The sequence below is a fragment of the Ruegeria sp. BHSC037 genome (assembly GCF_059613045.1).
On record NZ_JBXWRT010000012.1, the window covers coordinates 91,299 to 118,021 of the forward strand.

A 26,723-nucleotide genomic window follows, 5' to 3' on the forward strand; every position below is an offset into this window, starting at 1 on the left:
ACCTAGCCTTCGACAGGCGGCCCCGCAAGCCCCAAGGCGGGCCGGGTCCGGGCGCGGCGGGTGCCAGAAAAACGCATCTGTCGGTGCAGGCCGCGCTGCACGAACCGGGCCTGTTCGACTGATCGCGGGGAGCGGTGCCAAAAAAAGGGCGCGGGTTCCCGCGCCCCTGTCTTTTGCTCTTTCAGGCCGGATTCACTTGATCCGCTGGCCATTGGCCAGGATCTGCCCGTCTTCCTTGAATTCGATGGTCGAATTCAGCGTGTCCGGCGCCTCGCCCGGAACCGCCATCATGCCCATCATCATGCGGGCGCCCATGGCATCGTTGTCCGACACCAGCCCCATTTCGATCAACTTGTCGATCAGGGCGTTTGCGCCCACCAGTTGCAGGTTGACCACCCCGGTCGGGATCGGCATGCCGCCGGTCTGTTCGGCGTTGGAATTGTCAAAGGTGAAATCGCCGTTGCCGGTCAGCTTGGCGCCCACCAGCGAAACCAGCAGCTCGTTGATCTTCAACGAGTGCAACTCGGCCGGAACGGCGTCGGCCTTCTCCATCGCTTCGGCGGCGGCCGGATCGAAGATGTTCAGCAGGACCTTGGCCGTACCGGTGGTGTCCAGCGCGATGGTCGCCGGATCTCGTGGCAGGGCGCCGGCCGGGTCGAACATGCTCCACAGAATGTCCGACATGGTGAAATCGGTCAGGTTCAGGGCCAGGGCAAACGGTTCGACCTCGCCGCTATCCTGAATTGGAGCCTCAAGTTTCAGGCCCGCCTTGGCCATCGCAAGTTCGATGGGAAACGGTACATCGGCAGAGGTGACCGACAGCTTGGCGTTCTTCTGTTCGACGTCATAGGCCAGACGCTGCGCATCGATGCTGGCCGCGAAACGGCCGCCGTCCGAGCTGCTGGCCATCGAAAACGCTTCGCCTTCGCTGGTGCCCTCGATGCTGGTCTGGCCCGCCACATAGGTGAAGGCGCCGTCAAAGGCGAATCCGGCCTCATAGGCGGCCTGGACATCCGCCAGGCTGAACCCGGCCGGGATCACGTTCCGGCCCTCGAAGGCCAGTTGCTCGAGCTTGCCGTTGATCCGGCCTTGTTCGCCGGTTTCCGGTTCGTTGAAATCCACCTCATAGGTCAGATCGGCGGCGGTGAAGGTCTGATCGACCGTTCGCCCCTCGCCGATCACCATGCGCGACGTGCCGGCCAGATCCGCCAGGCGCAGGCTCAGATCAAGGCTGTCTTCGGGCATGGTCTCGCCGTCGACGGTTACGTCGCCCAGCGCCAGGCCCAGGCTCTGGGCCGCGTAGTCATAGGTCATGTCCTCGGGGGCGCCGGACACGACCATGTTCAGACCGTCATGAGTGTACAGAAGTGCGGCAGAAAATGCCTCGCCCTCGGCCTGACCCGAGATGGTCATGGGAAAGCTCTCCGGCAAGCCGATGGTGACGGTGCCGTCGCCATTCTCGGTCAGGGTCATTTCCGGGATGACCATGTCGAACGCGCCATCCTCGTCCGGCAGCTCCATCTTCAGCGTCATGTTCCTGATGCTGGTGACGTTGCCCGAGGTACTCTGATCGCCGGTGACGGCATAGCCCATGCTGCCCATGTAGGACTGCCAGTCGGACCAGACATCGTTGACGGTCAGGTCTGCCAGCGCGCCTTGCGTCGCGATAACATAGGCCAGGACGGCGCCGCCCGTGCGGCGAAGGAAAACGGACATAAGGGAACCCTTCGTGTTGAAATTCGCGCGCATCGTCGGGCCTGTGGCGCACGCCGTCAAGGGGGCAAGGGGTGGACGCTTTCCCCGTTTGCGCGATAGGACTTGAACGGATTGCAAGCCGAAAGGATTACGGGATGTCCATGCAAGGAAAAACAGTGCTGATCACCGGGGCCAGCCGCGGCATCGGGGCCGAGGCGGGGCGCGTTTTTGCCGCGGCCGGGGCCAATGTCGCGCTGGTGGCGCGCAGCCGCGCGCAGATCGACGCGCTGGCCGCCGAGTTGGGGGGGCAGGCACTCGCGATTGCCTGCGATGTCAGCGACTTCGCGCAGGTCGATCAGGCGGTGGCCGCCTGCGTCGATCGCTTTGGCGGGGTGGACGTGCTGATCGGCAATGCCGGGGTGATCGACCCGATTTCGCATCTGGCCAAGGCTGATCCGGCGGATTGGGGTCGGGCCATCGACATCAATCTCAAGGGCGTGTTCCACGGCATGCGCGCGGTGCTGCCGGTGATGCGGGCCGCAGGCGGCGGAACTGTGCTGACGGTCTCGTCGGGCGCTGCGTCCAACCCGGTCGAGGCTTGGAGCCATTATTGCGCCTCGAAGGCGGGCGCGAAGATGCTGACCGAGTGTCTGCATCTGGAAGAGTCCCATCACGGCATCCGCGCGATGGGCCTGTCGCCGGGCACGGTGGCCACCGACATGCAGCGGACGATCAAGGCCAGCGGCATCAACCCGGTCAGCCAGCTTGAATGGGAAGATCATATCCCCGCCGATTGGCCAGCCCGCGCGCTGTTGTGGATGTGCTCGGCCGACGCCGACGAATTTCTGGGCACCGAGATTTCTCTGCGCCGCGACGACATCCGCAAGAGGGTCGGCCTGACGTGATCGAATTGACCAAGGAAAACGGCCTGTGGACCGTGGTGCTGAACAATCCCGGCAAGGCCAATGCGCTGACCGGGGCGATGCTGGCCGAACTGGTCGATATCGCCCAGGCGGCGACCGAGGCGCGGGCCTTGATCCTGACGGGTGCCGGCAAGGTCTTCAGCGCCGGTGCCGATCTGGACGAGGCGCGGGCGGGTCTGGCCACCTCGGACCTATGGGAACGTCTGTCGGGCGCCATAGCCGCGCTGCCCTGCCTGACCGTTGCCGCGCTGAACGGCACGATGGCGGGCGGAGCCAACGGCATGGCGTTGGCCTGCGACCTGCGCATCGCGGTGCCCGAGGCCAAGATCTTCTATCCGGTGATGCGGCTGGGGTTTCTGCCGCAGCCGTCGGACGTGCTGCGCATGAAGGCGCTGATCGGGCCGGCACGGACCAAGCTGATCCTGATGGCGGGGCAGAAGATCACGGCCGACGAGGCCCTGGCCTTTGGTCTGGTCGACCGGGTGGTGGCCCGCGACATGCTGTTGCAGACCGCGCGTGAGCTGGTTTCCGACAGCCTGGCGGCAGATCCTGATGTCGCCTGCGGAATCGCCGGGATGTGCGCATGAGGCTGGCCGCCCTGCATCTGCGCGTGGCGGACCCGGCCGGGCTGGCGGAGTTCTACCGCCAAGCGCTGGGCATGGTGTCGCGCCGTGACGGGGCGGATTGGCGGGTCGGCTACCCTGGCCGGGGTGCGGAAATCGTGTTGCAGCCCGGCGGGGGCGGGTATGTCGCGGATCGTGGGCAGCGGTACTGGAAAATCGGCATCACCTTGCCTGACGTGGACCGGGCGGCGGACTGGCTGCGGCGAAGGGGGGTCAAGGTCAGCCTACCGGCGCAGTTTCTGGACATCGGCTATTTGAGCCATCTCACCGATCCCGAGGGGTTTGCGATCGAACTGCTGCAACATGATTTCGAATGCAACCGCCCGAAGGCCGACCCCGTGCAGGCGCCGTTCGACCGGGCCTGCGTGGGCCAGATCACCCTACGCTCCGGCGACATCCAGGCCGAGGATGCGATCTGTCGCAGCCTTGGGATGCGGCTTCTGTCGATACAGGATGTAACCCCGCACGGGTTCGACCTGCACTTCTATGCCTTCACACAGGAGCGACCGCCCAGCCCTGACCTCTGGGCCGTCGGCAATCGCGAATGGCTGTGGCGACGGCCCTATACCACGCTGGAGTTTCAGCACATTCCCGGTGCCGTCGTCGTACCCACGCCCGACCTGCGCGGGATCGGCATCGAAGGGCTGACCGAACCCGTCCGTGCCGCGCATGGCACGGTGTTCGTGCCCGCCTGATCAGCGGCTGCGGCGCTTTCCGGGCACTTTCGACTGGAACCCGGGCGGGCGTTTGCGCACCCAGTCCAGAAACCGCGACAGCCGGGGGTGGCCGCGCAATGCCGCGACCGAGTTGTAGCTGCGGGCCAGCTCGGCTTCGGTCAGGGTGGCGTGAATTTCCTTGTGGCAGATTCCGTGCAGCAGAACCGTGGGACCGCCCTTGCCCCCTTTGAGTTTTGGGATCAGATGGTGCAGGCTGCCGGTCCCGTCAGGGATCGGGCGGTCGCAGAGCGGGCAGATGGGGCAGTCCTCGGTCATGGCGAGGCTAGATTTATCCCGGGCCCGGCCCGGGACAAGAGGAAAGATATGGCGCAGGCATTGGTGATCGGGGCGGGTCCGGCCGGGTTGATGGCAGCCGAGGAACTGGCGCGGGCCGGGCATGCTGTTCTGGTGGCCGAGGCCAAGCCATCGGTCGCGCGCAAGTTCCTGATGGCGGGCAAATCGGGCCTGAACCTGACGAAGGATGAACCGTTCGAGACTCTGCTGCCGGCCTATGGACAGGCGGCGGACTGGCTGCGTCCGATGCTTGCCGATTTCGATGCCGGAATGGTGCAGGACTGGGCGCGCGGTCTGGGGCAAGAGTTGTTTACTGGCTCGACCGGGCGGGTGTTCCCCCGCGCCAAGAAGGCCTCGCCGCTGTTGCGGGCCTGGCTGGAGCGGCTGGACGGGATGGGGGGTGTGATCCGCACCCGCTGGCGCTGGCTTGGCTGGGACGGCGCGGCGGCGGTGTTCGACACGCCCGACGGCGGGCAACGGGTCGCGGCCGGGGCGACGGTGCTGGCGCTTGGCGGCGCTAGTTGGGCGCGGCTGGGCTCGGACGGGGCTTGGGCGCCGGTTCTGGCGGAAAAGGGGGTGCCGTTGGCGCCTTTCGCGCCGTCGAATGCCGCGCTGGCGATGGGTTGGAGCCCGCACATGACGCCGCATTTCGGCCGGGCACTCAAATCGGTGCGGTGGATGGCGGGCGATCGCATCAGCCGGGGCGAGGCGGTGATCTCGGAGAAAGGGCTTGAAGGGGGTGGGCTGTACCCGCTGACCCCGGCCCTGCGCGCGGGCTTGCCGTTACGTGTGGATCTGGTGCCGGACCTGCCGCAGGAAGAACTGCGCCGCCGCCTCGCCGCGACCAGCGCGAAAACCACGCTCAGCCGGTGGCTAAAAAACGGCTTGCGCCTGCCAGCGCAGAAAGTGGCGCTGTTTCACGAAATGACCAAAGGCGAGGTCGTGACCCGGGCCGACTGGGTCGGGCTGCTGAAAGCGCTTCCCGTGCGCCACGCGGGACTGCGCCCGATGGACGAGGCGATCTCGACCGCGGGCGGCGTCATGCGCAGCGGGCTGACCGATGGCCTGATGCTGAAGGCGCTGCCGGGCGTGTTCTGTGCCGGCGAGATGCTGGATTGGGAAGCACCGACCGGCGGCTACCTTCTGACCGGCTGTTTCGCCACCGGGCGATGGGCCGGGCGTGCGGCCGCAGACTGGCTGAGCGCTCAGGCGGTTTTGGCCAGCTCGCCCAGTTTCTGATAGGCCGGCCGCGCGCGGAGGTCCTTGCCATAGGCTTTCAGCACATCCGAATTCATCGGAAAATCGGCGGTTTTGGCCCAGCTCATGCAATGGACGCACAGGATGTCGGCAATCGTCATCTTGTCACCTTGCAGGTACGGTCCCTTGAAGCGGCGGCCCATGCGCTGGAAGCTGCGGTCAAATTCCCATTTCGCGACCTCGACCACCTGCGGAACACGTTTGTCCTGCGGCAGGATGAATGCGTGCCGGGTAGCCAGCCACAGCGGCGCATCGAATTCCTCGAGCATGGCGTTGACCAGCGAATCCTGCTCGGCCCGTTCCAGGGTTCCGGCCGGATAGGTGAAGGCCCCGTGCTTGTCGGCCAGATAGGTCATGATCGCCACGCTGTCCGAGAGCACGGCATCGCCGACCTGAAGAACCGGCACCTTGCCGGATTCATGCAGGGCCAGAACCTGCGGATCATGCGGCCCTGCCGGGATCAAATCATAGGGCTGGCCCAATTCCTCGAGCAGCCAGATCACCCGCGAAGCGCGGCTGTGGACGCGTCCATAAAGTTTGTACATGCCGTGCTCCTGTATTGGCTGACCTACAGGTTGGTGGCGCAGGGCGGTGCGTCAAGCCCGACGCCCCGTCACGTCAGCGTGACCGGGCCAGCATGGCGATGCGGATCATCGCCCGTTCGACCAGCGCCATGGCCGGCGCGGTCTGCCCGGCCGACCGCAGCGACAGGTCGGTATCGGTCAGCACGGTCAGTGCGGTCTGCAGTTTCTGCGCCCCCCAGGCCTGCGCCTGCCGCAGGATGCGGTCGCGCCGCTTGCCATAGATCGGCGGACGCAGCTTGCCGATGCCCTGGGCCGCGCCGCCCGGGTCCGAAGCGCAGGCATAGAGAGTACGGAAATGCCGCGTGGCGCCGATGCACAGCGTCACCGGGTTGGTGCCCTGCGCCTGCAGGCGTCGGATCAGCGGGCCGATCTCGGGCGCGCGGCCTTCGGCCACCACGTTCAGAACATCGTCCAGCGCGGCCTCGTTGGATTGCGGGGCGCAGGCCTCGATGTCCTCGACTGTCAGCGCGGTGCCGTCCCCGCGTTTGTACAGGGCCAGCTTTTCCAGCGTCTGCGCGAAATCGCCGGGGCTGAGCTCGGCTGCCAGATCCCCTAGCATCGCCATCGAATCGCGCGGGATATCGGTCAGGCCAGCCTGTGCCAATGACCGCTCGATCTCGGCGCGGCTGGGTGGGTCGTCATAGATGCCCACCGCATAGGCGTTGCGATGGGCCTCGAAGGCCTTGCGCAGCTTGGAACTGGCCTTAAGCTGGCCCGCGGTCACGATGATCTGCGCGTCGCCCGGGGCCCAGTCCTCGAGCGCGGTCAGAATCGCAGGGGCGGCGGAGTCGGTTGCCTCCTCGACAAAGACGGCACGCGGGCCGGGAAAGAACCCGACCGCCTTGACCGCGTCCAGCAGCATGGCCGGGTCGCCGCGCAGATCGGCGCCGGGCATCCGGGTCAGGCGCATCTCTTCCTCGGCGGTAGGGCCAAGCAGCGCGGCCAGAACCTGCTGGCGTTTCAGCGCCACGCGCATCGCGTCGGCGCCGTAGATCAGCAAGCCCGTCTTGTCGGGGTCCGGTTTGGAAAAATACCCGTCAGCCTCGCGTGGCGAAAGCTTCATGAAGCCAGTTCCGGTGTGGAATACAAGCGGGTCACGATCTGATCGGCCAGGATGACCATCAGGCGATCCTTTGCGTCGCGCTCGTCGGCCAGGGTCGAGACCGTCGAACCCGATGCCGAGTAACCCACGAAATCGGTCACGGTGCCCGACGCGACGACCTGCCCGGTTTCAGCCGAGGTCAGGGTGAAATTCGCGCGCCCATCTATTGTATAGCGGTTGGTCTCGTTGGTCGTGGTGATCGCTGCCCCGCGGGTTGCGGTGGTGACCTTCACGTTCAACCTATAATCCTTGGCCGAACCGGCGCTGCGCCCCAGCCGCTGTTCCAGATTCTGCACCAGCAGATAGCTTTCGACCGTGTCCGGGGCCGAAACCGCGACTCTGCCATAGAGAGCGGACCCCGCCGCCCCCGGCGCGTAGACGGGTTGAAACCCGCAGGCTGCCGCCAACGCACAGGCGGCCAGCGGCAGCATCAGTTTTCTGCGGTCAAACAACGACATTCACGATCCGGCCCGGAACAACGATCACCTTCTTCGGAGCAGCGCCATTCAGCGCCTTCTGCACAGCTTCGGTGCTGAGCGCGATTTTTTCAACCTGCGTCTTGTCCAGATCTTTGGCCACGCTGATTTCGGCGCGGCGTTTGCCGTTGATCTGGATGGGCAGGGTGACGGTGTCATCGACCAGCATCGACTCGTCCGCCACCGGCCAGGGCGCCAGCGCCACCAGCCCTTCGCCGCCCAGCATCTGCCACAGCTCTTCGGACAGGTGCGGGGTCATCGGCGACATCAGCTGCGCCAGCGTCTTGGCCGCCTGCCGCTTGGCCTGCGCGCCCGCCTTGGATTTGGCCAGCGTGTTGGTAAAGGCATAGAGCTTGGCGATCGAGGCGTTGAAGCCGAAGGATTCGACCCCGCCGGTCACGTCATGGATGGTCTTGTGCATCTCGCGCAGCAGCGCTTCGTCCTCGGCATTGGCCGGGGCGTCGGATGCGGCGATCTCGGACACGATGCGATGCACGCGGCTGAGGTGCTTGTGCGCGGCCTCGGCGCCGGCGGCGGTCCATTCCACGTCACGCTCGGGCGGCGAATCGGACAGCACGAACCAGCGCGCCGTATCCGCCCCAAAGGCTGAGATGATGCTGACCGGGTCCACCACGTTCTTCTTCGATTTCGACATCTTGGCCGAGGGGATGATCTCGACCGGCTCGCCCGTCGCCTTCAGCTTGCCGTCCTCGACTTCCTCGGGAAGGTGATAGACCGGGCGGCCCTTGTCGTCGCGGGTCTGATAGATTTCATGGGTGACCATGCCCTGGGTGAACAGCGCGTCGAACGGCTCGATCGCCTTTTTCGGCAGATGCCCCGTCAGATGCATGGCCCGGGCGAAGAACCGCGAATACAGCAGGTGCAGGATCGCGTGTTCGATGCCGCCGATATACTGGTCCACGTTCATCCAGTATTCGGCTTCGGCCAGATCGGTCGGCGTTTCCGCGCGTGGGGCGGTGAAACGGGCGAAATACCACGACGAATCGACGAACGTGTCCATCGTGTCGGTTTCGCGCTTGGCCGGCTTGCCGCAAGACGGGCAGGCACAGTCGCGCCAGGTCGGGTGACGGTCCAGCGGGTTGCCCGGTTTGTCGAAAGTGACATCGTCGGGCAGGCGAACCGGCAGGTTTTCCTTCTTTTCGGGCACCACGCCGCAATCGTCGCAATGCACCACCGGGATCGGACAGCCCCAGTAGCGCTGGCGCGACAGGCCCCAATCGCGCAGGCGGTACTTGGTCACGCCCTTGCCCCAGCCGGCTTTCTCGGCAAACGCGATGGTCGCGTCGATGGCTTCCTGTCCGGTGGCCTCGGTCAGACCGGCGAAATGGTTGACCCAGCGCACTTTCTGTTCTTTCGGCGGGACGAAAGCGATCTTGTCCACCGGCGTGTCGTCATCCAGAGCAAAGAAGGTGTCGATCACCGGCAGGTCATATTTGCGGCAGAAATCCAGGTCGCGCTGGTCGTGCGCGGGGCAGGCGAAGATCGCGCCGGTGCCGTAATCCATCAGGATGAAATTCGCGATCCAGACCGGCAGTTCCCAGTTCGGGTCCAGCGGGTGCTTGACGCGGATGCCGGTGTCGAAACCCAGCTTCTCGCCGGTCTCGATGGCCTCTTCCGTGGTGCCGCCCTTGCGGCATTCCGCAACGAATTCAGCGACTTCGGGGTTCTCGGTCTCAAGCTGCTTGGCGATCGGGTGATCGGGCGAGATGCCCACGAACGAGGCCCCCAGCAGCGTGTCGGGCCGCGTGGTATAGACGGTGATGGGCGCGCCGCCGTCGGTGCGCTCGAATGCAAATTCCAGCCCGCGCGACTTGCCGATCCAGTTTTCCTGCATCAGGCGCACCTTGGCGGGCCAGTTCTCGAGCGTATCCAGCGCCTCGAGCAGCTCTTCGGCGAATGCCGAGATCTTGAAGAACCACTGCGTCAGCTCGCGTCGCTCCACCAACGCGCCCGAGCGCCAGCCGCGGCCGTTTTCCACCTGCTCGTTGGCCAACACGGTCATGTCCACCGGGTCCCAGTTGACCACGGCGTTCTTGCGATAGACCAGCCCCGCATCCAGCATATCTAGGAACAGCGCCTGCTGCTGGCCGTAATATTCCGGGTCGCAGGTTGCGAACTCGCGCGACCAGTCGATCGACAGGCCCAGCGGCTTCATCTGCGCGCGCATGTCGGCGATGTTGCCATAGGTCCAGTCCTTGGGGTGGCCACCTATGGCCATGGCCGCATTCTCCGCCGGCATCCCGAAAGCGTCCCAGCCCATCGGGTGCAGCACGTTGTGCCCGGTGCTCAGCTTGTAGCGCGCGATCACGTCACCCATGGTATAGTTGCGCACATGCCCCATGTGGATGCGCCCCGACGGATAGGGGAACATTTCCAGCACATAGTATTTCGGCTTGTCCGCCGTGCGTTTGGCGGTGAAGATCCCGGCCTTGTCCCAGGCCTCTTGCCATTTTGCTTCGATTTCGTTGGCCGAGTAACGCGACATCATGCGGTCCTTCGTGAATGAAAACGCCGGGCAGGGGCCCGGCGTGGTAATATTGTGATTTTCTGCGGGTTGCTAGAGCTTGTTGTCCGCGATCCGCAGCTGGCGCGCCCGCGACAGGATCGCATCTTCGACCGCACGCGTGGTGGCGGCGCTGACCGGCGCGCCTCCGCTGGTCTGCAGCGCCACCGAAAGGGACCGCGCCGCCAAGGCCGGATCCTTGATGTGCACCGTTGCCCGATAGGACCGCCCGCCGCCCGGCGGTCTGCCGTAACCCGTTACGATCACGCCGGTAAACGGATCCACCTCTTCGATCGGCAGGAAATTCAGCACATCCAGCGAGGCCGCCCACAGGTACCGATTGACCTGTGTCACTTGTTCCGAGTTGTTGGGGCCGAACACATCCCAGATGGTCGAACGATTCGGATCGTTGAGTTCACGAGCCTCTGACGAACTGCCGTCGGTGGTTAGATAGTTCGGATTGGGCTGTGCCGAGCGATTCTGCCCGCAGGCCGCAACCGAGACGGTCAAAATCAACAAACCCGAAATCGTCTGCAGGCGCATCGTCGGCATGTCCTGTTCTGCTGGTTAGACTGTTGGGTGATACTCCTAGACAAGCTGTTGTGTTGCAACAAGCCCATTCTTTCCAAAGGCGCCATGGCGATGCCGAAAACACGCCCTCAAACCGACTGTGGCATCCTTGCACCAATTCCGGGGCAATGACTGCAAAAGAATTAAGGCAAGCTTGCGCTGAGGGGGCAAAAAGAGCGAAACGGTCTGCGTGCTGAGACATGTGCAGCAGGCATGTGTCGAGTAGAAATTACTGAAACCGAGGGAAACAAGATGAAAAAAGTTCTCTTCGCATCGACCGCACTGATCGCAACCGCATCGGTTGCCGCGGCCGAAGTTAAGTTCAGCGGCTATGGCCGCTTTGGTATCGGCTACCAAGAAGACCGTACCGGCGTTGTGACCAACTTCACCACCACTGCCAGCGGCACCACCACCGGCACCGCTGCTGTCGCGACCGACGAAACCATCCTGGTTTCGCGCTTCCGCCTGAACATCGATGGCATCGCGGAAACCGACGGTGGCGTCCGCTTTGAAGCACGCGTCCGCCTGCAGGCCGACGAGAACGCCGGCACCGGTGAAGCCAACTCGGCTGGCCTGAACGGCGCACGTTTCTCGGTCATCTACGGTGGTCTGCGTGTTGACGCGGGCAACGTTGCCGGCTCCTTCGACAACCTGGCCAACTACTACGGCAACGAGCCGGGCCTGGAAAACTTCATCGGCCAGTACTCGGGCGTCGACTACAGCTTCCTGGGCTATTCGTCGACCGGTTCGGGTTCGAACGCTGTGTTCTTCCAGTACGCAGTCGGCGACTTTGCCTTCGGTGCGTCGTATGACCAAGCCACCTTTGGTGTGAACGGCGTTGCAACCGATGCCGACCGTTGGGACATCAGCGCAACCTACACCTTCGGCAACATCACTGCCGCTCTGGCCTACGGTGAGACCGACGCTCTGGCAGGCAAAGATCCGAGCCTGACCGTCTTCACCCTGGGTGGTGAATTCGGTGACTTCTCGGGCACCCTGTTCGTTGCTGACGACGCAACCCAAGTTGCAGCAACCGACGGCACCGCCTACGGTCTGTCGCTGGCCTACAACGTTGGCTCCGCTCTGACCCTGACCGCCGCTTACGGTGACGGTTCGGCTGACGCCGACACCCAGCAGTACGGCATTGGCGCCATCTACGACCTGGGCGGCGGCGCATCGCTGCGCGGTGGTATCGGTGTGTCGGACTGCGACGTCTGCGTAGACTCGACCATGCGTGCCGACTTCGGTGCTCAGTTCAACTTCTAAGTTGATCTGAATCGCAAGGTTTGGGGCGGGTCTTCGGACCCGCCCTTTTCTTTTGCGCCGACATGGTGTTTTTCTGGCGCGAAACCGGAACAGGGGAAATCCATGTCGTTGCAGGAAATCAAAGATCGCATCGCAAAGGCCGAAGCCGCTGCCGGGCGGCAAGCCGGGTCCGTGACCCTGATTGCCGTATCCAAAGTTCAACCAAATGACAGGGTTCAGGCCGTGCTCGAGCAGGGCCACCGCTGTTTCGGCGAAAACCGGGTGCAGGAGGCCGCCGCGAAATGGCCCGCCTTCCGCGAGCGGTTTCCCGGCATCGACCTGCATCTGATCGGCCCGTTGCAGACCAACAAGGCGCGGCAGGCGATGGATCTTTGCAATGCCATCCATTCAGTGGATCGGCCCAAATTGGCAAAGACCCTGGCGCGGTTGGCGCAAGAGACGGGCGCCTGCCCTGATCTGTTCATCCAGGTGAACACCGGAGAGGAACCGCAGAAAGCCGGCGTTTTGCCCGCCGATGCGGATGCTTTCATCGCCGAATGCCAGGGGCTGGACCTTCCCGTGCGCGGCCTGATGTGCATCCCGCCGGTGCACGAGGAACCGGCGCTGCATTTCGCCCTTCTGGCCAAGATCGCCGCGCGCAACGGGCTGCAAGGTCTCTCGATGGGCATGAGCGGCGATTTCGAAACCGCGATCGCGTTGGGGGCCACCCATGTCCGGGTGGGGTCGGCGATCTTTGGCGAACGGGTCAAAGCGGGGGAATGATCACTCGGGTGCCCAGGGTGACCCTTTGCGCCATCCAGTGCAGGTGGTCACGGCGGAAGGCCAGGCAGCCCTCGGTCGGATAACCCGTCCGGCGCCATTGGTGGATGAAGATGGCTGATCCGCGTCCAGGCACTGCATCGGGCCAGTTCCAGTCGGTGATCAAAACCAAATCGTACAGCGGATCGGCCCGCCGAAGGCGTTCATGGCTGAACCCGTGCGGCGCCCGCACATGCCGGTTGTAATCCGGGTCAGCACCATCATCCGACCACAGGTCGCGCGGCCCGATCGGCAGCGCCCAGGGGGCGGGTGGCGCGATCCGGTCGGGCCGGTACAGCATGCCCACGATCCGCAGAACGCCGGTCGGGGTGGCGCCGTCGCCTTCGCGTTTGGCGTTGGTCAGGCCGCCTTTGCCGATCGTGCAGGGGAACGTCCTGCCGTGAAACCGCACGCCGCGCCAAGACAGGACCAGATCGTGCGGGCTCACAACAGATGGCCCGACTTGGCCGCCTTGGTCGCCAGATAGCCGCGATTGTGCGCTGTTTCCCCGACCTTGAGCGGCACACGTTCGGTGACGGCGATCCCGGTGCGTTCCATCATCGCGATCTTGGCGGGGTTGTTGGTCAGCAGTCGCACCGAACTGAAGCCCATTGACTTCAGGATGTCGGACCCGAGGCGGAAGTCGCGCTCGTCATCCTCAAACCCAAGCCGGTGGTTCGCTTCGACCGTGTCGAACCCCTGATCCTGAAGGAAATAGGCGCGCATCTTGTTGGCCAGGCCGATCCCGCGGCCCTCCTGGTTGAGATACAGCAGAACGCCGTGGCCCTCGGCTCCCATCTGCGCCAGGGCGCCGCGCAGCTGCGGGCCGCAATCGCATTTCAGGCTGCCCATCAGGTCGCCGGTGAAGCAGGCAGAATGCAGCCGCGCCAAAACCGGTTTCGAACGGTCGGGCCGGCCGATTTCGATGGCATAGTGTTCTTCACCGCCGTCCTCGGGGCGAAATACATGCAGCCGCCCGGCCTCGGAGACCTCCATCGGCAAGCGGGCGGCGACCACCTCGTGCAGGGGGCTGCGATCGGCCAGATGTGGGGCGGCGCGGGTATGGTCGATGCAGGTCAGCCCGTGGGAGGCGGCAAACGCGCGCCCGTCCTCGACGGGTACGACCACTGCCGCCGGCAGCAGGCGCGCGGTCTTGGCCAAGGCAATGGCGATGCGGTGCAGGTTGGTATTGCCGCTCCGCTGGGTCATCAGCGGACCCTTCATCGGGGAATCGAGGTCATCGGACGGGTCTGCCACGGCCTGCACCCAGGCAAGGTCGGCATCGGCGGGGATTACGACACGAGCCAGATCGCCGTCATAGGCGCGCGCCTTCAGGGTCTCGGCCCGGCGGTTGGTGATGGCAACCACGGGCTGATCGCCCAGACCGCGGAGATCGGACAGACGTTGCGGCCCCAAGGTCTCGGCCGCCGCGGCCACTACGCCACGGCCGCCGTCATCGACCAGCACCACGGGAACGCCCATGCGCAGATCCGCCCGCGCGCGCGCCAGCAATTCGGTGATGTCGGGAATCAGACTCATCGATGTTATCCTGTAACGTTTGTCTCGTCCTAGCCCGTTCGCCGCCGAATGTGAAACATTTCCCGTCCATCAGACACGAGGGCGTGAGAGCGTTGCAGCAAAACTTGTGGATTGCATATTCCAAGCTCAAGTGATGCAAAAGCAAAAGGAGGACCGGGACATGGCGCAACTCAAGAAAATCCTGCTGGTCGATGACGACGAGGACCTGCGCGAAGCGCTGAGCGAACAGCTGGTGATGACCGAGGATTTCGACGTGTTCGAGGCCTCGGACGGTCAGTCTGCTTTGGAGCGCGCGCGCGAGGCGATCTATGACCTGGTGATTCTGGATGTGGGCCTGCCCGACACCGATGGGCGCGAGCTGTGCCGGCTGATGCGCAAGCAGGGGGTCAAGAGCCCGATCCTGATGCTGACCGGCCATGACAGCGACGCCGACACGATCCTCGGGTTGGATGCCGGGGCCAATGACTACGTGTCGAAACCCTTCAAGTTTCCAGTGCTTCTGGCCCGCATCCGCGCGCAGCTGCGCCAGCATGAACAATCCGAGGATGCGGTTTTTGTTCTTGGGCCCTACACCTTCAAGCCGGCGATGAAGATGTTGATCACCGAGGATGACCGCAAGATCCGCCTGACCGAGAAGGAAACCAACATTCTCAAGTTCCTGTACCGATCCACCGACGGTGTCGTGCCGCGCGATGTTCTGCTGCACGAGGTCTGGGGCTATAACGCAGGTGTCACCACGCACACGCTGGAAACCCACATCTACCGTCTGCGCCAGAAGATCGAGCCCGATCCCTCGAATGCGCGCCTTTTGGTCACAGAATCCGGCGGATATCGCCTGGTTTCCTAACGATTGGTGGATTGATGTGGATCAAAGTGATACTCTATAGACATCTTTAGGTTACTCGCAACCCGCGCATGTCCGGGTCATGACATGTACCTCCCTGTTGGACTGCCGGGCCTTTGGCCCGGCTTTTTTTCGGATGGCACCCCGGCAATTGCCGCGTTAGGTTGCCCCGGTCGCGACAAGGGAACCCCGATCATGCCTTTCACTCTGGCCACCTGGAACATCAATTCCGTTCGCCTGCGCGAGCCGATCGTGCAGAAACTGCTGCAGGAGGAGGCACCGGACGTGCTGTGCTTGCAGGAATGCAAATCGCCGGTCGACAAGATCCCGACCGAAGGTTTCGCGGAACTGGGTTACACCCACATGATTGCCCGCGGGCAAAAGGGCTACAACGGTGTGGCCATCCTGTCGCGCCTGCCGATCACCGACCTGGGTGACCGGGATTTTGCCGGGCTCGGCCATGCCCGCCATGTCGCAGGGCAACTGGAAAACGGTGTGATCATTCACAATTTCTACGTCCCTGCAGGCGGCGACGTTCCCGACCGGGAGGTGAACGAAAAATTCGGCCAGAAACTGGACTACCTGACCGACATGCGCGACTGGTTCCACGCCGAAAAGCCACAGAAATCCATTCTGGTTGGTGACCTGAACATCGCCCCGCGCGAGGATGACGTATGGTCGCACAAGCAACTGCTCAAGGTCGTGTCGCACACGCCGATCGAGGTCGAGCAGCTGGCAGAAACGCAGGACGCGGGCGGCTGGGTCGACATCACCCGGCAGGACATCCCCGAGGGGCAGCTGTACAGCTGGTGGTCCTATCGCGCCCGCGATTGGGATGCGGCTGACAAGGGGCGGCGCCTCGATCACGTCTGGGCGACGCCCGACATCTCTAACGCGGGTCATTCCAGCCGCATCCTGCGCGAAGCGCGCGGCTGGGAGAAGCCCAGCGACCACGCGCCGGTTTTTGCGACCTTTGATCTCTGATCCGCCCTGAACCGGTGCGACGGCTCTTGGTTTCCGCCGCGCCCGGTTGCATATAAGGGCCAAGACTGAATTCCGGAGAGTGAATGCCATGGAACTTCTGAACGGCGCAGGCAACCCCGCCGCCACCGATCTGATCAAGGACGGAACCGAGGCCACGTTCATGGCCGATGTCGTCGAAGCGTCGCAGGAAACCCCGGTGATCGTGGATTTCTGGGCGCCGTGGTGCGGCCCGTGCAAAACGCTGGGTCCGGCCCTTGAAGAGGCCGTGACCGCCGCCAAAGGCGCGGTGAAAATGGTCAAGATCAACGTGGACGAGGCGCAGATGATCGCTTCGCAGATGCGAATCCAGTCGATCCCGACCGTCTATGCCTTTTTCAAGGGTCAGCCGATCGACGGGTTCCAGGGCGCGCTGCCTGGCTCCGAGATCAAGGCGTTCATAGACCGCGTGATCGAGGCTGCTGGCGGCCAGAGCCCCGGCGGACAGCTGGACGAGGCAGTGGAGGCCGCCGAAGAGATGCTGGCCGAGGGCGCGGCAGTAGATGCGGCCCAGACCTTTGCCGCCATTCTGGGCGAAGACCCGAACCATGCCGCGGCCTATGGCGGACTGGTGCGCGCCCATATCGCAATGGGTGATCTGGAGCAGGCCGAGGCCATCCTGAACGGCGCTCCGGCCGAAATCTCAACGACGGCCGAGTTGGAGGCTGCCCATGCGCAGTTGGAGCTTGCCAAGCAGGCCGCAAATGCCGGCCCGGTGGCCGAGCTGACCGCTGCTGTCGAGACCGACCCCGACAACCATCAGGCCCGGTTTGACCTGGCGCAGGCGCTTTATGCCAACGGCAAGGCCGCCGAGGCGGTCGATCAGCTGTTGGAGCTGTTCCGTCGCGACCGCGAATGGAACGATGGTGCAGCCAAGACCCAGCTGCTGACGATCTTCGACGCGCTTAAGCCGAATGATCCGATCGTGCTGAACGGACGGCGCAGGCTGACTTCGATGATATTTGCCTGATCGCATATCAGAGCTAGAACACATTACATGATGCATCCCGCCGATCTGCCGGACACGGTGTCCGTGTTCCCGTTGCCCGGGGCCCTTTTGCTGCCCCGGTCCCGGCTGCCGCTGCATATATTCGAGCCGCGCTATCTGCAGATGCTGGACGATGCCCTGAAAACCAAGGAACGGCTGATCGGCATGGTCCAGCCGAATCCGGGCCCCGGCCATGGGGCTCGATTGCACCGCATCGGCTGCGCCGGGCGCGTCACCCAGTTTTCCGAGACCGAAGACGGGCGCTATCTGATCACCTTGACCGGCGTGTCGCGGTTCCGCATTCAGTCCGAGGTCGAGGGCTTCACGCCCTATCGCCGCTGTGCCGTCACCTGGGAGGGGTTCGACCGCGACCTGGGTCAAGGCGAACGGGATGCCGGGTTCGACCGCGCCGCTTTCCTGCGGTTGCTCGAAAGGTATTTCTCGGCCCGTGCGCTCTCGACGGATTGGGAGACGCTGAACGAGGCGGATGACGAATTGCTGGTCAATTCCCTGTCGATGCTTCTGGATTTCGATCCCGAGGACAAGCAGGCCCTGCTTGAGGCGCCCTGCCTGCGAACCCGGCGCGAAACGCTGGTCACACTGATCGAATTCTCGCTGCGCGGGGGTTCAAACGAGGAACAACTGCAATGACTGAGACGGAACCGGGTTTCGACCGCCATATGCTCGAGGCGCTGATCTGCCCCCAGACTCATACCACGCTGGAATATGACGCCGAGCGGCAGGAACTGGTCTCGAAAGCCGCTGGTCTGGCCTTTCCGATCCGCGACGGGATTCCGGTGATGCTGGTGGATGAGGCGCGCAAACTCGACTAGATCGGGCGGCCCTGCAACAGCCTGGGCAGGTCGCCTGTCAAACCGGCGGCCTCGCGCACGAAGCCGCGGCGCAGACCGGGCAGGGACCCGACAATGCCCATGCCGATGTCGCGCCCGAGGCGCAGGATCGGATTGTCGTTCGAAAACAGCTTGTTGAACACATCCGTCGCCATTGCCAAGGCCGCCGTGTCAAAGCGGCGCCATTCCTGATAGCGCTCCAGAACCAGAGTCGAGCCGATGTCCTCGCCGCGTCGACCGGCCAGCGTCAGCACCTCGGCCAGAGCGCCTACGTCGCGCAGCCCGGCGTTCAGCCCCTGACCGGCGATCGGGTGCATGCCATGGGCCGCATCACCCACCAGAGCCAGCCGGTCCGCGATGAAGGAATTGGCGATGGTCAGGTTCAGCGGATAGGTGAACCGGTCGCCCTGTAGGCGGATGTCACCCAGAAAATCGCCGAACCGGGGCCGCAGGACCTGAAGGTAGTCGGCCTCGTCCAGCGCGTTGATGCGCTGTGCGGTCTCGGTGCGTTCGCTCCACACGATCGAGCTGCGGTTACCGGTCAACGGCAGGATCGCCAGCGGGCCGGGGGGCATGAAGAACTGATGTGCAATGCCGTGATGGGGCAGGTCGTGCTCGATCGCGCAGACCAGCGCAGTCTGGCCGTAGTCCCATCCGGTCCGCTTGATCCCGGCGCGGGAGGCGGTGCCGCTGCGGCGGCCGTCGCACCCCACCAGAAGCCGACCGGACAGCGCCGATCCATCATCCAGCGTCACGGTCACGCCGCCTGGCCCGGTTTCCTGCGCAACCACGGTTTTGCCATCCACCCGGGTGATCGCCGGTTCCGCCTGCATCGCCGCAAGAAATGCGCGCCGCAGGTGACGGTCCTCGACCATATAGCCCATCGGGCCTTCCTCGATCTCGGCATGGTCGAAATGCATGAAAAACGACGACGGACCTGTGCCTGCGTGGCCATCGGTGACCTTGATCTCCAACATCGGCTGGGCGTGGTCCGCAACCCGTTCCCAGACGCCGATCGCGGCCAGCAACCGTTGCGAGGCCAGCGCCAGTGAATAGGCACGCCCGTCGAACGCCGCGGTCTTGCGCAGCTTCTCGGCCAGCGCGTCGATCACGGTGACGCTGTGTCCGGTCTGCGCCAGCGCCAGCGCCAGGGCGGGGCCGTTCAGCCCGCCGCCCACGATCAAGATATCGGAAACCTGTGTCATGCGGTGCAATATGCGCGCCCTTTCGGGATTGTCCATGTGCAGTCCTGTCGCTACCGTCGCCGAAATACGAATTTTTTCAACAAGGGGGCAAAGATGCAGGACTGGCTGACCATGACGGCATGTGACCTGGGCCGCGGGATCGGCATGGGTCAGATCGATCCCGAAGAGCTGACCGAGGTCTATCTGGCGGCCATCGATGCCCATCCGCATCGGGACGGCATCTATGCCCGCGTCACGCATGATCGCGCCCGCGCCGAAGCCCGCGCGGCCAAGGAGCGGGCGGCCCAAGGTCTGCGCCGGTCACTGCTGGATGGGGTACCGATCAGCTGGAAGGATCTGTTCGACACCGCCGGGATCGGAACCGAGGCCGGATCGGCCCTGCTGCGTGGCCGGGTGCCCGAGCATGACGCAACCGTTCTGCGCAACGCGACGGCCATGGGCGCGGTCTGTCTGGGCAAGACGCATATGAGCGAATTGGCCTTTTCGGGCCTTGGCTTGAACCCCGTGACCGCGACGCCGCCCTGCGTGAATGACGAAAAGGCGGTTCCGGGCGGGTCGTCCTCGGGCGCGGCGGCGTCGGTGGCCTTTGGTCTGGCGGCCTGCGGAATCGGCTCGGACACGGGCGGATCGGTGCGCATTCCGGCCGCATGGAACGATCTGGTAGGGCTGAAAACCACCCCGGGGCGGCTGAGCCTTGAAGGCGTGGTGCCCCTGTGCCTGCGGTTCGATACGGTCGGCCCGCTGACTCGGTCGGTCGAGGATGCGGCGCAGATGCTGGCGCTGTTGGAGGGCGGAACGCCGGCCGATCTGCGGGGCGCCAGCCTGAAGGGGCGGCGGCTTGCGGATCTGCAGACCATAGCGCAGGACGATCTGCGCGACGCGCCACGCCAGGCCTATGCCGACGCGCTGGACCGCTTGCGTGATGCAGGGGCCGAGATCGTGCCGTTGGAGGTGCCGGAACTGGCCGAGGCGATGGGCCTGTCCGGTGTCCTTTATACCACGGAAGCCTATGGCCTGTGGCGCGACGTGATAGAGGCCAACCCCGAGGCGATGTATCCCGAGATCCTTGAGCGGTTCCGCGCGGGCAAGGCGCATTCCGGACCGGATTACGTGGCGGCGTGGTCGCGGTTGAAGGCCTGCCGATCGGCCTGGGACACGGCCACCGCCGGGTTCGACGCGATTCTGGCGCCGACGGCCCCGATCCTGCCGCCGGATTTGGACCGACTGATGAACGACCATGACTATTACGTCACCGAGAACCTTCTGGCCCTGCGCAACACCCGGATCGGCAACCTGATGGGGCTGGCGGCGCTGTCGTTGCCCACCAAGACACCGTCCTGCGGGCTGATGATGTTGGGTTATCCGGGCTCGGAAGAGGCGCTTTTGCGGCTGGGTGCGGCGGCCGAGGCGGTTCTGACCTGAATGCCACAATCCCCTGATTCGGAACCTCTTTGTCTGGACGCGCGGGGGTTCGGCCTGTAATCTGCTGGAAAACCGGGGCGCCAATGATCCCGGTATCGAGGCAGCAGTCATGAATTTCCCCGAGCGGTTTTCGAACCTACCGGCCTATGCTTTTCCGCGTCTACGCGCCCTGCTCGACCACCACGCGCCGGGCGGCGATGTCGTGCATATGACGATTGGCGAGCCCAAGCATGACTTTCCGGCCTGGGTGACCGATGTCATCGTGGAAAACGCAGCAGGGTTTCAAAAATACCCGCCGAACGAGGGGTCCGACGCGCTGCGCGGGGCCATCGCCGACTGGATCGACCGCCGCTATGGCGTGCGGATGGACCCCGAAACCAACATCATGGCGCTGAACGGCACGCGCGAGGGGCTCTACAACGCAGCCATGGCGCTCTGCCCCGAGCAAAAGAACGGCCAGCAGCCGATCGTGCTGTGCCCCAACCCGTTCTATCAAGTCTACATGGTCGCCTCGATCTCGGTCGGGGCGCAGCCGTATTTCGTGCCGGCCACCGCGGCCACCGGGCACTTGCCGGACTATGCGAGCCTGCCAGAGGATGTGCTGAACCGCACCGCTGTGGCCTATATCTGTTCGCCCGCCAACCCGCAGGGTGCCGTCGCCTCGCGCGGCTACTGGGCCGAGTTGATCCGGCTGGCCGAGAAGTATGACTTCCGCATCTTCGCCGACGAGTGCTATTCCGAGATCTACCGAGACGCGCCGCCCACCGGCATCCTGACCGTCGCGCAGGAGCTGGGCGCCGACCCCGAGCGGATCACGCTGTTCAACTCGCTGTCGAAACGCTCGAACCTGGCGGGGCTGCGGTCGGGGCTGATCGCGGGCGGGCCGGAAAGCATCAAGCGGGTCAAGCAGTTGCGCGCCTATGCCGGGGCGCCCTTGCCATCGCCGTTGCAGGCCGCCGCGGCCAGGGTCTGGGCCGATGAGGCGCATGTTCAGGAAAACCGCGCGCTGTATCAGGAAAAATACGCCATCGCGGATGAGGTGTTTGCGGGCGTTCAGGGCTATATGCCGCCCGAGGCGGGGTTCTTTCTTTGGCTGCCCGTCGAAGATGGCGAGCAGGCCGCATTGAAGCTGTGGCAGGAAACCGGGGTTCGGGTCCTGCCGGGCGCCTATCTTTCGCAAGGGGAGCCGGGGCAGAACCCGGGCAAGGGCTTTATCAGGGTCGCTTTGGTGGCCCCAAAAACAGAGATGCAGCGCGGGCTGGTTACGCTCCGCGACTGCATCTATTCGTGAGGTACGAGGGCACATGGCATCTTACAACGCGCGCAACCGCGACCCATTGTTGGACAGCACCACCCAGGCCGCGATCGAGCGGCGCAGCAAGGAACTGATCGGGATCGCCCTGATCTTGGCCGGCCTGGCGGCTGCTGCGATGATCTGGTCCTACACGCCGGATGATCCGAACTGGATGGTCTCGACCGACGCGCCGGTGCAGAACTGGCTGGGCCGGTTCGGCGCCTCGATCGCCGCGCCATTGTTCATGATCGTAGGCTGGGGCAGCCTTGGCATCGCGCTGGTGCTGGTCGGCTGGGGCGTGCGGTTTGCCGGCCATTTCGGCGAGGATCGCGCCGTGGCCCGCCTGATTTTCGCGCCGATCTGGATCGCCGTCCTTTCGATCTATGCCGCAACGCTGGTGCCCGGTGCCGAATGGCGCGCGACGCACAGCTTTGGCTTGGGCGGTCTGTTTGGCGATACGGTGATGGGCGCTCTGCTGACGCTGTTGCCGATTTCGTCGCATTTCATGGTCAAACTAATGTCGCTGGCCATGGCGGCCGGCATGCTGGCACTGGGCGTCTTCGTGCTGGGCTTCACCAAGTCGGACGTCCGGCGCGGGGTCCGGGCTTTCCTGCTGGGTCTCGTGATGGCCTATGACATGCTGATGACCGCGCTGGGGCAGGGGGCCTCGGCCACCGCCCGTGCCGCGCAGGCGCGCCGGGAAAAGTGGCAGGACCGCAAGACAACCCGGGCCGCCGGTGCCGAATTTGAGGATGAGCTGGCCTATGCCGATCCGGTCTTTGAAGAGTCCGAGATCGCAGCCCCCGAACCGGTCAAGACGGGCTTGCTTGCACGTATGCCCGGCTTGATCCGCCGCCCCGAGCCGATGCCCGAACCCGAGCTGGTCGACCCCGAACCCGTCACCGGATATGACGAGATGCCGGGCGAAGACCGGATCCGCTCGAAGATTTCTGCGGTGATCCGGAACCGCAAGGTCGCCACCGGTGAAATCGCGCCCGAGCCCGATCCGAACCGCCCGCTGACCAAAGGGCGCGGCCGTGGCCCCGACCCGCTGATCCTGAACGCGCCGCGTGCGGGAACCCTCCCGCCCGAGCCTCCGCTGACTGCAGGCGGGCTTCCGCCCGAGCCGCCGTTGACAGGTCACCCGGCGCAGTCGTCTGCGGAAATGGAGACGTTAACGGAAGACCCCCTCTCGGCGTATGCGCCTGAAGATATCGACGAAGATCAGGTGTTCGAGGATGTCCCGGAACCGATCGCCCCGCCGCGCCCGGCAATGAAGATCCCGGTTGCCGAACCGCGCAAGCCGGTTGTGGCGCAACCCGTCCGGCGCAACGTCCTGCCGTCGCGCCGCGCCCAGGCCGAGGCCCAGCCCAGCCTGTCCTTCGAAGAGCGGCATTCGGATTTCGAACTGCCGCCGCTCAGCCTGCTGACCAACCCGGCCGGCATCCCGCGTCATCACCTGAGCGACGAGGCGTTGGAGGAAAACGCGCGGATGCTGGAAAACGTGCTGGATGACTATGGCGTCAAGGGCGAGATCGTCAGCGTCCGCCCCGGCCCCGTCGTCACCATGTACGAACTGGAACCCGCGCCGGGCCTGAAGGCCAGCCGCGTCATCGGCCTGGCCGATGACATCGCCCGGTCGATGTCGGCGCTGTCGGCGCGGGTGTCGACGGTCCCCGGACGCTCGGTCATCGGCATCGAATTGCCCAACGAGAACCGCGAGATGGTGGTTCTGCGCGAAATCCTGGCCAGCCGCGATTTCGGCGATGGCAACCACGCGCTGCCGCTGGCGCTGGGCAAGGATATCGGCGGTGAATCCGTGGTCGCGAACCTGGCCAAGATGCCCCACTTGCTGATCGCGGGGACGACCGGCTCGGGCAAGTCGGTGGCGATCAACACGATGATCCTGTCGCTGCTCTACAAGCTGACGCCGGACGAATGCCGCCTGATCATGATCGACCCAAAGATGTTGGAACTCAGCGTCTATGATGGCATCCCGCATCTGCTGTCGCCGGTCGTGACCGACCCGAAAAAGGCGGTGGTCGCCCTGAAATGGGTCGTCGGCGAGATGGAGGACCGCTATCGCAAGATGTCCAAGATGGGCGTGCGCAACATCGCCGGCTACAACGGTCGAGTGAAGGACGCGCTGGCCAAGGGCGAGATGTTCAGCCGCACGGTCCAGACCGGGTTCGACGACGAAACCGGAGAGCCGATCTTCGAGACTGAGGAATTCGAACCCAAGGCCATGCCGTATATCGTCGTCATCGTCGACGAGATGGCCGACCTGATGATGGTGGCGGGCAAAGAGATCGAGGCCTGTATCCAGCGTCTGGCGCAGATGGCGCGGGCCTCGGGCATCCACCTGATCATGGCCACGCAGCGGCCCTCGGTGGACGTCATCACCGGCACGATCAAGGCCAACTTCCCCACCCGGATCTCGTTCCAGGTTACGTCCAAGGTCGACAGCCGCACCATCCTGGGCGAGATGGGGGCCGAGCAGCTGCTGGGGCAGGGCGACATGCTGTACATGGCCGGTGGCGCCAAGATCACCCGCTGCCACGGGCCGTTCGTGTCGGATGAAGAGGTCGAGGAGGTCGTGAACCACCTCAAGCAGTTCGGCCCGCCCGATTATGTCGGCAGCGTGCTGGATGGTCCGTCCGAGGACAAGGCCGACAATATCGACGCGGTTCTGGGTCTGAATACCGGCGGCAACACCAATGGCGAGGATGCGCTGTACGATCAGGCGGTCGCCATCGTGATAAAGGATCGCAAGTGTTCGACCTCGTACATCCAGCGGAAACTTGCCATCGGCTACAACAAGGCCGCGCGGCTGGTCGAGCAGATGGAGGAGGAAGGTGTTGTTTCGGCGGCAAATCACGTGGGCAAACGCGAAATCCTCATCCCGGAGCAGTAGGATATTTAATAACAAGGGCAAAGCGCATATCTGAGTGTCATGAAACAGATTGCCTTTGCCCTTGCCCTCGCTTTGACCGCCCCGGCAGCCTGGGCCGCCGACAAGCTGCCTTTGTCACAGATCTCGAACTACCTGAACGGTCTGAAAACCGTTCAGACGACGTTTACCCAAGTCAACGATGACGGATCGCTGAGTACCGGCAAGCTGTGGTTGCAGCGCCCCGGCAAGATGCGGTTCGAATACGACCCGCCCAACAGCGCGGTGGTGCTGGCGAATGCCGGCACCGTGATAGTGTTCGACCCCAAGTCGAACCAGCCGCCCGAGCAGTATCCGCTGAAGCGCACGCCGCTGTCGCTGGTTCTGGCGCGCAACGTGAATCTGTCACAGGCCGATATGGTGGTGGGGCATACGTTCGACGGCACTGCCACGGTCGTAACCGCTCAGGATCCCAAGAACCCCGAGGCCGGGCGGATCGAACTGATGTTCACCAGCGATCCGATCGAACTGCGGAAATGGGTCATTCACGACAACGCAGGCAGCCAGACCACCGTACTGCTGGGGCCTTTGGACGACAATGTGCGTGTCGACAGTGATCTGTTCTCGAACAAGGCGCGGCGCGGGTCAGACAACCGCTGACCCGCGGCGAGGTTCAATACCGGCAGCTCGACAACTGAGCCTGGTACATCTGCGCGCGTGCATCCACGTCATTGGCGACGTTCAACAGCCAAGTCTTGCCATAATGGCTGCCGCGGGAGTATCCGGTGTGCCCTTCGTGATAGGCGAGGTACTGGTTGCGCGCGTCGGCGGGCGAGATCCCGTTCCGCTCGCGGCTTTTGTTCATGTACCAGCCCACGAAATCCGACGCGTCGCGGATGCGGTCCCGCTTGGCGCGGCGCTTGCCGGTTTCACGTTGATATTGCTCCCACGTGCCATCCAGCGCCTGGCTATAGCCGTATGCGCTGCTTTGACGACCCATCGGGATCACGCCCAGCACGTATTTGTGCGGGGTCCGCGCGTCATGGCGATAGCGGCTTTCCTGATAGATGGTGGCCATCTGGACATGAACGGGCACGCCCCATTTACGCTCGGTGCTTTTGAACGCCTTGATCATGTCGGGCCGCTCGCGCGCGATGGCGCAGGCGTCGTTGAGATTTGTCGGCGGACGCTGCCCGCCGCCACAGGATGCCAAAAGCAGCACCCCGAAGAGTACGAGAAGTTTTCTGCTCATGTGCCTCGTGCCTTTTTTGCCTATTCTAGCGCAAATTGAAGGCCGAGGAAATGACAATCGTTGCGGAATCTCCGCTGGAAATGGGCGCTGGTCGACGCGCGAGGTGGGTGTTCAGCCACTTTGTGGGGAGGGACTGTCACTATTGCCGCCACAAACTGTTTCTTGCAAATTTGGATCAATTATTGGCATTTCGGCCCCGAAACGGGTAAAAAGGTTTGTGGGGGCAAAAGAAATGTTGAAGACGCAAGCCAAGTACAGTCTGGGCCAGGTGGTGCGCCACCGGAAACATCCCTTTCGAGGGGTGATTTTCGACGTGGACCCCGAGTTTTCGAACACCGAGGAGTGGTATCAGGCCATTCCCGAGGAAAGCCGCCCGGTCAAGGATCAGCCATTCTATCACCTGCTGGCCGAGAACGACCAATCCTTTTATGTTGCTTACGTTTCTGAGCAAAATCTGGTGGAGGACCAGTCGGGAGAACCGGTGGACCACCCCGATATCCCCAATATGTTCGGGCCATTCCAGGATGGCGCCTACCCGCTGCATTTCCAGCTGAACTAGGTTGCGTCGGCGGTTGCGCCAAGGGGCTTCA

At 64.1% G+C, this 26,723-nt stretch carries 27 protein-coding genes; 16 read left to right on the plus strand and 11 right to left on the minus strand.

What is annotated here, in order from left to right; all coding sequences use genetic code 11:
* Positions 1-192 precede the first annotated feature (192 nt).
* Positions 193-1,716 carry a DUF2125 domain-containing protein gene (locus tag AC2FMN_RS13000; protein ID WP_496688649.1) on the minus strand — a complete coding sequence of 508 codons (1,524 nt, stop codon included), beginning with the start codon at positions 1,714-1,716 and terminating at the stop codon, positions 193-195.
* A 134-nt stretch (positions 1,717-1,850) separates the two neighbouring features.
* Between AC2FMN_RS13000 and AC2FMN_RS13005 the strand changes: the two genes are divergently transcribed.
* Genes AC2FMN_RS13005 through AC2FMN_RS13015 form a run of 3 tightly spaced genes read left to right on the plus strand, consistent with a single transcriptional unit; the run spans position 1,851 to position 3,936 of the window.
* Entirely contained in the window at positions 1,851-2,600 is a 750-nt protein-coding gene (locus tag AC2FMN_RS13005; RefSeq protein WP_496688651.1) for an SDR family oxidoreductase, read from the plus strand.
* The gene (locus AC2FMN_RS13010) at positions 2,597-3,205 is read left to right on the plus strand and encodes an enoyl-CoA hydratase/isomerase family protein (RefSeq protein WP_496680327.1); all 609 of its coding nucleotides are present in this window, start codon (positions 2,597-2,599) and stop codon (positions 3,203-3,205) included. The genes AC2FMN_RS13005 and AC2FMN_RS13010 overlap by 4 nt, the downstream gene beginning before the upstream one ends.
* Positions 3,202-3,936, plus strand: a complete 735-nt coding sequence (locus AC2FMN_RS13015) for a VOC family protein (RefSeq protein WP_496688653.1) — start codon at positions 3,202-3,204, stop codon at positions 3,934-3,936. The genes AC2FMN_RS13010 and AC2FMN_RS13015 overlap by 4 nt, the downstream gene beginning before the upstream one ends.
* Here AC2FMN_RS13015 and AC2FMN_RS13020 read toward each other — a convergent pair whose 3' ends face one another.
* On the minus strand, positions 3,937-4,233 hold the full coding sequence (locus AC2FMN_RS13020) for an HNH endonuclease (protein ID WP_496680331.1): 297 nt from the start codon (positions 4,231-4,233) through the stop codon (positions 3,937-3,939).
* 48 nt (positions 4,234-4,281) lie between these two features.
* Here AC2FMN_RS13020 and AC2FMN_RS13025 point away from each other — a divergent pair, with 48 nt between their 5' ends.
* The gene (locus AC2FMN_RS13025) at positions 4,282-5,490 is read left to right on the plus strand and encodes a TIGR03862 family flavoprotein (RefSeq protein WP_496688655.1); all 1,209 of its coding nucleotides are present in this window, start codon (positions 4,282-4,284) and stop codon (positions 5,488-5,490) included.
* Here AC2FMN_RS13025 and AC2FMN_RS13030 read toward each other — a convergent pair.
* From AC2FMN_RS13030 to AC2FMN_RS13050, 5 genes are all read right to left on the minus strand, one after another.
* A complete protein-coding gene (locus AC2FMN_RS13030) occupies positions 5,457-6,053 on the minus strand; it encodes a glutathione S-transferase family protein (protein WP_496688657.1) in 597 nt (198 codons plus the stop codon). The two genes, AC2FMN_RS13025 and AC2FMN_RS13030, sit on opposite strands and share 34 nt — an antisense overlap.
* Positions 6,054-6,126: 73 nt before the next feature.
* Positions 6,127-7,155 carry a DNA polymerase III subunit delta gene (gene holA, locus AC2FMN_RS13035; protein WP_496680336.1) on the minus strand — a complete coding sequence of 343 codons (1,029 nt, stop codon included), beginning with the start codon at positions 7,153-7,155 and terminating at the stop codon, positions 6,127-6,129.
* The gene (gene lptE, locus AC2FMN_RS13040) at positions 7,152-7,652 is read right to left on the minus strand and encodes an LPS assembly lipoprotein LptE (RefSeq protein WP_496688659.1); all 501 of its coding nucleotides are present in this window, start codon (positions 7,650-7,652) and stop codon (positions 7,152-7,154) included. Before lptE ends, holA begins: the two co-directional genes overlap by 4 nt.
* Complete coding sequence (leuS, locus tag AC2FMN_RS13045) at positions 7,639-10,176, minus strand: leucine--tRNA ligase (RefSeq protein ID WP_496688661.1); 2,538 nt, start codon at positions 10,174-10,176, stop codon at positions 7,639-7,641. The genes lptE and leuS overlap by 14 nt, the downstream gene beginning before the upstream one ends.
* 72 nt (positions 10,177-10,248) lie before the next feature.
* The gene (locus AC2FMN_RS13050) at positions 10,249-10,737 is read right to left on the minus strand and encodes a DUF3576 domain-containing protein (protein ID WP_496680340.1); all 489 of its coding nucleotides are present in this window, start codon (positions 10,735-10,737) and stop codon (positions 10,249-10,251) included.
* A 279-nt stretch (positions 10,738-11,016) separates the two neighbouring features.
* Here AC2FMN_RS13050 and AC2FMN_RS13055 point away from each other — a divergent pair, with 279 nt between their 5' ends.
* Both AC2FMN_RS13055 and AC2FMN_RS13060 read left to right on the plus strand, forming a co-directional pair.
* A complete protein-coding gene (locus AC2FMN_RS13055; RefSeq protein ID WP_496680342.1) occupies positions 11,017-12,030 on the plus strand; it encodes a porin in 1,014 nt (337 codons plus the stop codon).
* 102 nt (positions 12,031-12,132) lie between these two features.
* Entirely contained in the window at positions 12,133-12,792 is a 660-nt protein-coding gene (locus AC2FMN_RS13060) for a YggS family pyridoxal phosphate-dependent enzyme (protein WP_496688663.1), read from the plus strand.
* On the opposite strand, the gene AC2FMN_RS13065 is transcribed toward AC2FMN_RS13060, so the two are convergent.
* Entirely contained in the window at positions 12,776-13,276 is a 501-nt protein-coding gene (locus AC2FMN_RS13065; protein WP_496688664.1) for a L,D-transpeptidase family protein, read from the minus strand. The two genes, AC2FMN_RS13060 and AC2FMN_RS13065, sit on opposite strands and share 17 nt — an antisense overlap.
* Complete coding sequence (gene ribA, locus AC2FMN_RS13070; RefSeq protein WP_496688666.1) at positions 13,273-14,367, minus strand: GTP cyclohydrolase II; 1,095 nt, start codon at positions 14,365-14,367, stop codon at positions 13,273-13,275. The genes AC2FMN_RS13065 and ribA overlap by 4 nt, the downstream gene beginning before the upstream one ends.
* 160 nt (positions 14,368-14,527) lie before the next feature.
* Between ribA and AC2FMN_RS13075 the strand changes: the two genes are divergently transcribed.
* The 5 genes from AC2FMN_RS13075 (at position 14,528) to AC2FMN_RS13095 (ending at position 18,052) form a co-directional block, all read left to right on the plus strand.
* Entirely contained in the window at positions 14,528-15,214 is a 687-nt protein-coding gene (locus AC2FMN_RS13075) for a response regulator transcription factor (protein ID WP_149775464.1), read from the plus strand.
* Between the two features lie 192 nt (positions 15,215-15,406).
* Positions 15,407-16,195 carry an exodeoxyribonuclease III gene (locus AC2FMN_RS13080; RefSeq protein WP_496688667.1) on the plus strand — a complete coding sequence of 263 codons (789 nt, stop codon included), beginning with the start codon at positions 15,407-15,409 and terminating at the stop codon, positions 16,193-16,195.
* An 88-nt stretch (positions 16,196-16,283) separates the two neighbouring features.
* Entirely contained in the window at positions 16,284-17,201 is a 918-nt protein-coding gene (gene trxA / locus AC2FMN_RS13085; protein WP_496680350.1) for a thioredoxin, read from the plus strand.
* Positions 17,202-17,228: 27 nt separating this feature from the next.
* Positions 17,229-17,870, plus strand: coding sequence for an LON peptidase substrate-binding domain-containing protein (locus AC2FMN_RS13090; RefSeq protein WP_496680351.1), 642 nt, complete (start codon positions 17,229-17,231; stop codon positions 17,868-17,870).
* Complete coding sequence (locus AC2FMN_RS13095) at positions 17,867-18,052, plus strand: Trm112 family protein (RefSeq protein WP_496680352.1); 186 nt, start codon at positions 17,867-17,869, stop codon at positions 18,050-18,052. The genes AC2FMN_RS13090 and AC2FMN_RS13095 overlap by 4 nt, the downstream gene beginning before the upstream one ends.
* Here AC2FMN_RS13095 and AC2FMN_RS13100 read toward each other — a convergent pair.
* Positions 18,049-19,275 (minus strand): FAD-dependent monooxygenase, encoded by a 1,227-nt coding sequence (locus tag AC2FMN_RS13100; RefSeq protein ID WP_496688669.1) that lies wholly within the window; start codon positions 19,273-19,275, stop codon positions 18,049-18,051. The two genes, AC2FMN_RS13095 and AC2FMN_RS13100, sit on opposite strands and share 4 nt — an antisense overlap.
* A gap of 93 nt (positions 19,276-19,368) precedes the next feature.
* Between AC2FMN_RS13100 and AC2FMN_RS13105 the strand changes: the two genes are divergently transcribed.
* The 4 genes from AC2FMN_RS13105 (at position 19,369) to AC2FMN_RS13120 (ending at position 25,541) form a co-directional block, all read left to right on the plus strand.
* The gene (locus AC2FMN_RS13105) at positions 19,369-20,697 is read left to right on the plus strand and encodes an amidase (RefSeq protein WP_496688670.1); all 1,329 of its coding nucleotides are present in this window, start codon (positions 19,369-19,371) and stop codon (positions 20,695-20,697) included.
* Positions 20,698-20,806: 109 nt separating this feature from the next.
* Entirely contained in the window at positions 20,807-21,988 is a 1,182-nt protein-coding gene (locus AC2FMN_RS13110; RefSeq protein WP_496688671.1) for an aminotransferase class I/II-fold pyridoxal phosphate-dependent enzyme, read from the plus strand.
* Positions 21,989-22,001: 13 nt separating this feature from the next.
* On the plus strand, positions 22,002-24,905 hold the full coding sequence (locus AC2FMN_RS13115) for a DNA translocase FtsK (protein WP_496688672.1): 2,904 nt from the start codon (positions 22,002-22,004) through the stop codon (positions 24,903-24,905).
* Positions 24,906-24,944: 39 nt separating this feature from the next.
* Complete coding sequence (locus tag AC2FMN_RS13120; protein WP_496688673.1) at positions 24,945-25,541, plus strand: LolA family protein; 597 nt, start codon at positions 24,945-24,947, stop codon at positions 25,539-25,541.
* A 13-nt stretch (positions 25,542-25,554) separates the two neighbouring features.
* On the opposite strand, the gene AC2FMN_RS13125 is transcribed toward AC2FMN_RS13120, so the two are convergent.
* Positions 25,555-26,133 (minus strand): transglycosylase SLT domain-containing protein, encoded by a 579-nt coding sequence (locus AC2FMN_RS13125; RefSeq protein ID WP_496680359.1) that lies wholly within the window; start codon positions 26,131-26,133, stop codon positions 25,555-25,557.
* Between the two features lie 232 nt (positions 26,134-26,365).
* Between AC2FMN_RS13125 and hspQ the strand changes: the two genes are divergently transcribed.
* Positions 26,366-26,692, plus strand: a complete 327-nt coding sequence (hspQ, locus tag AC2FMN_RS13130) for a heat shock protein HspQ (protein WP_490361479.1) — start codon at positions 26,366-26,368, stop codon at positions 26,690-26,692.
* Positions 26,693-26,723: the final 31 nt, after the last annotated feature.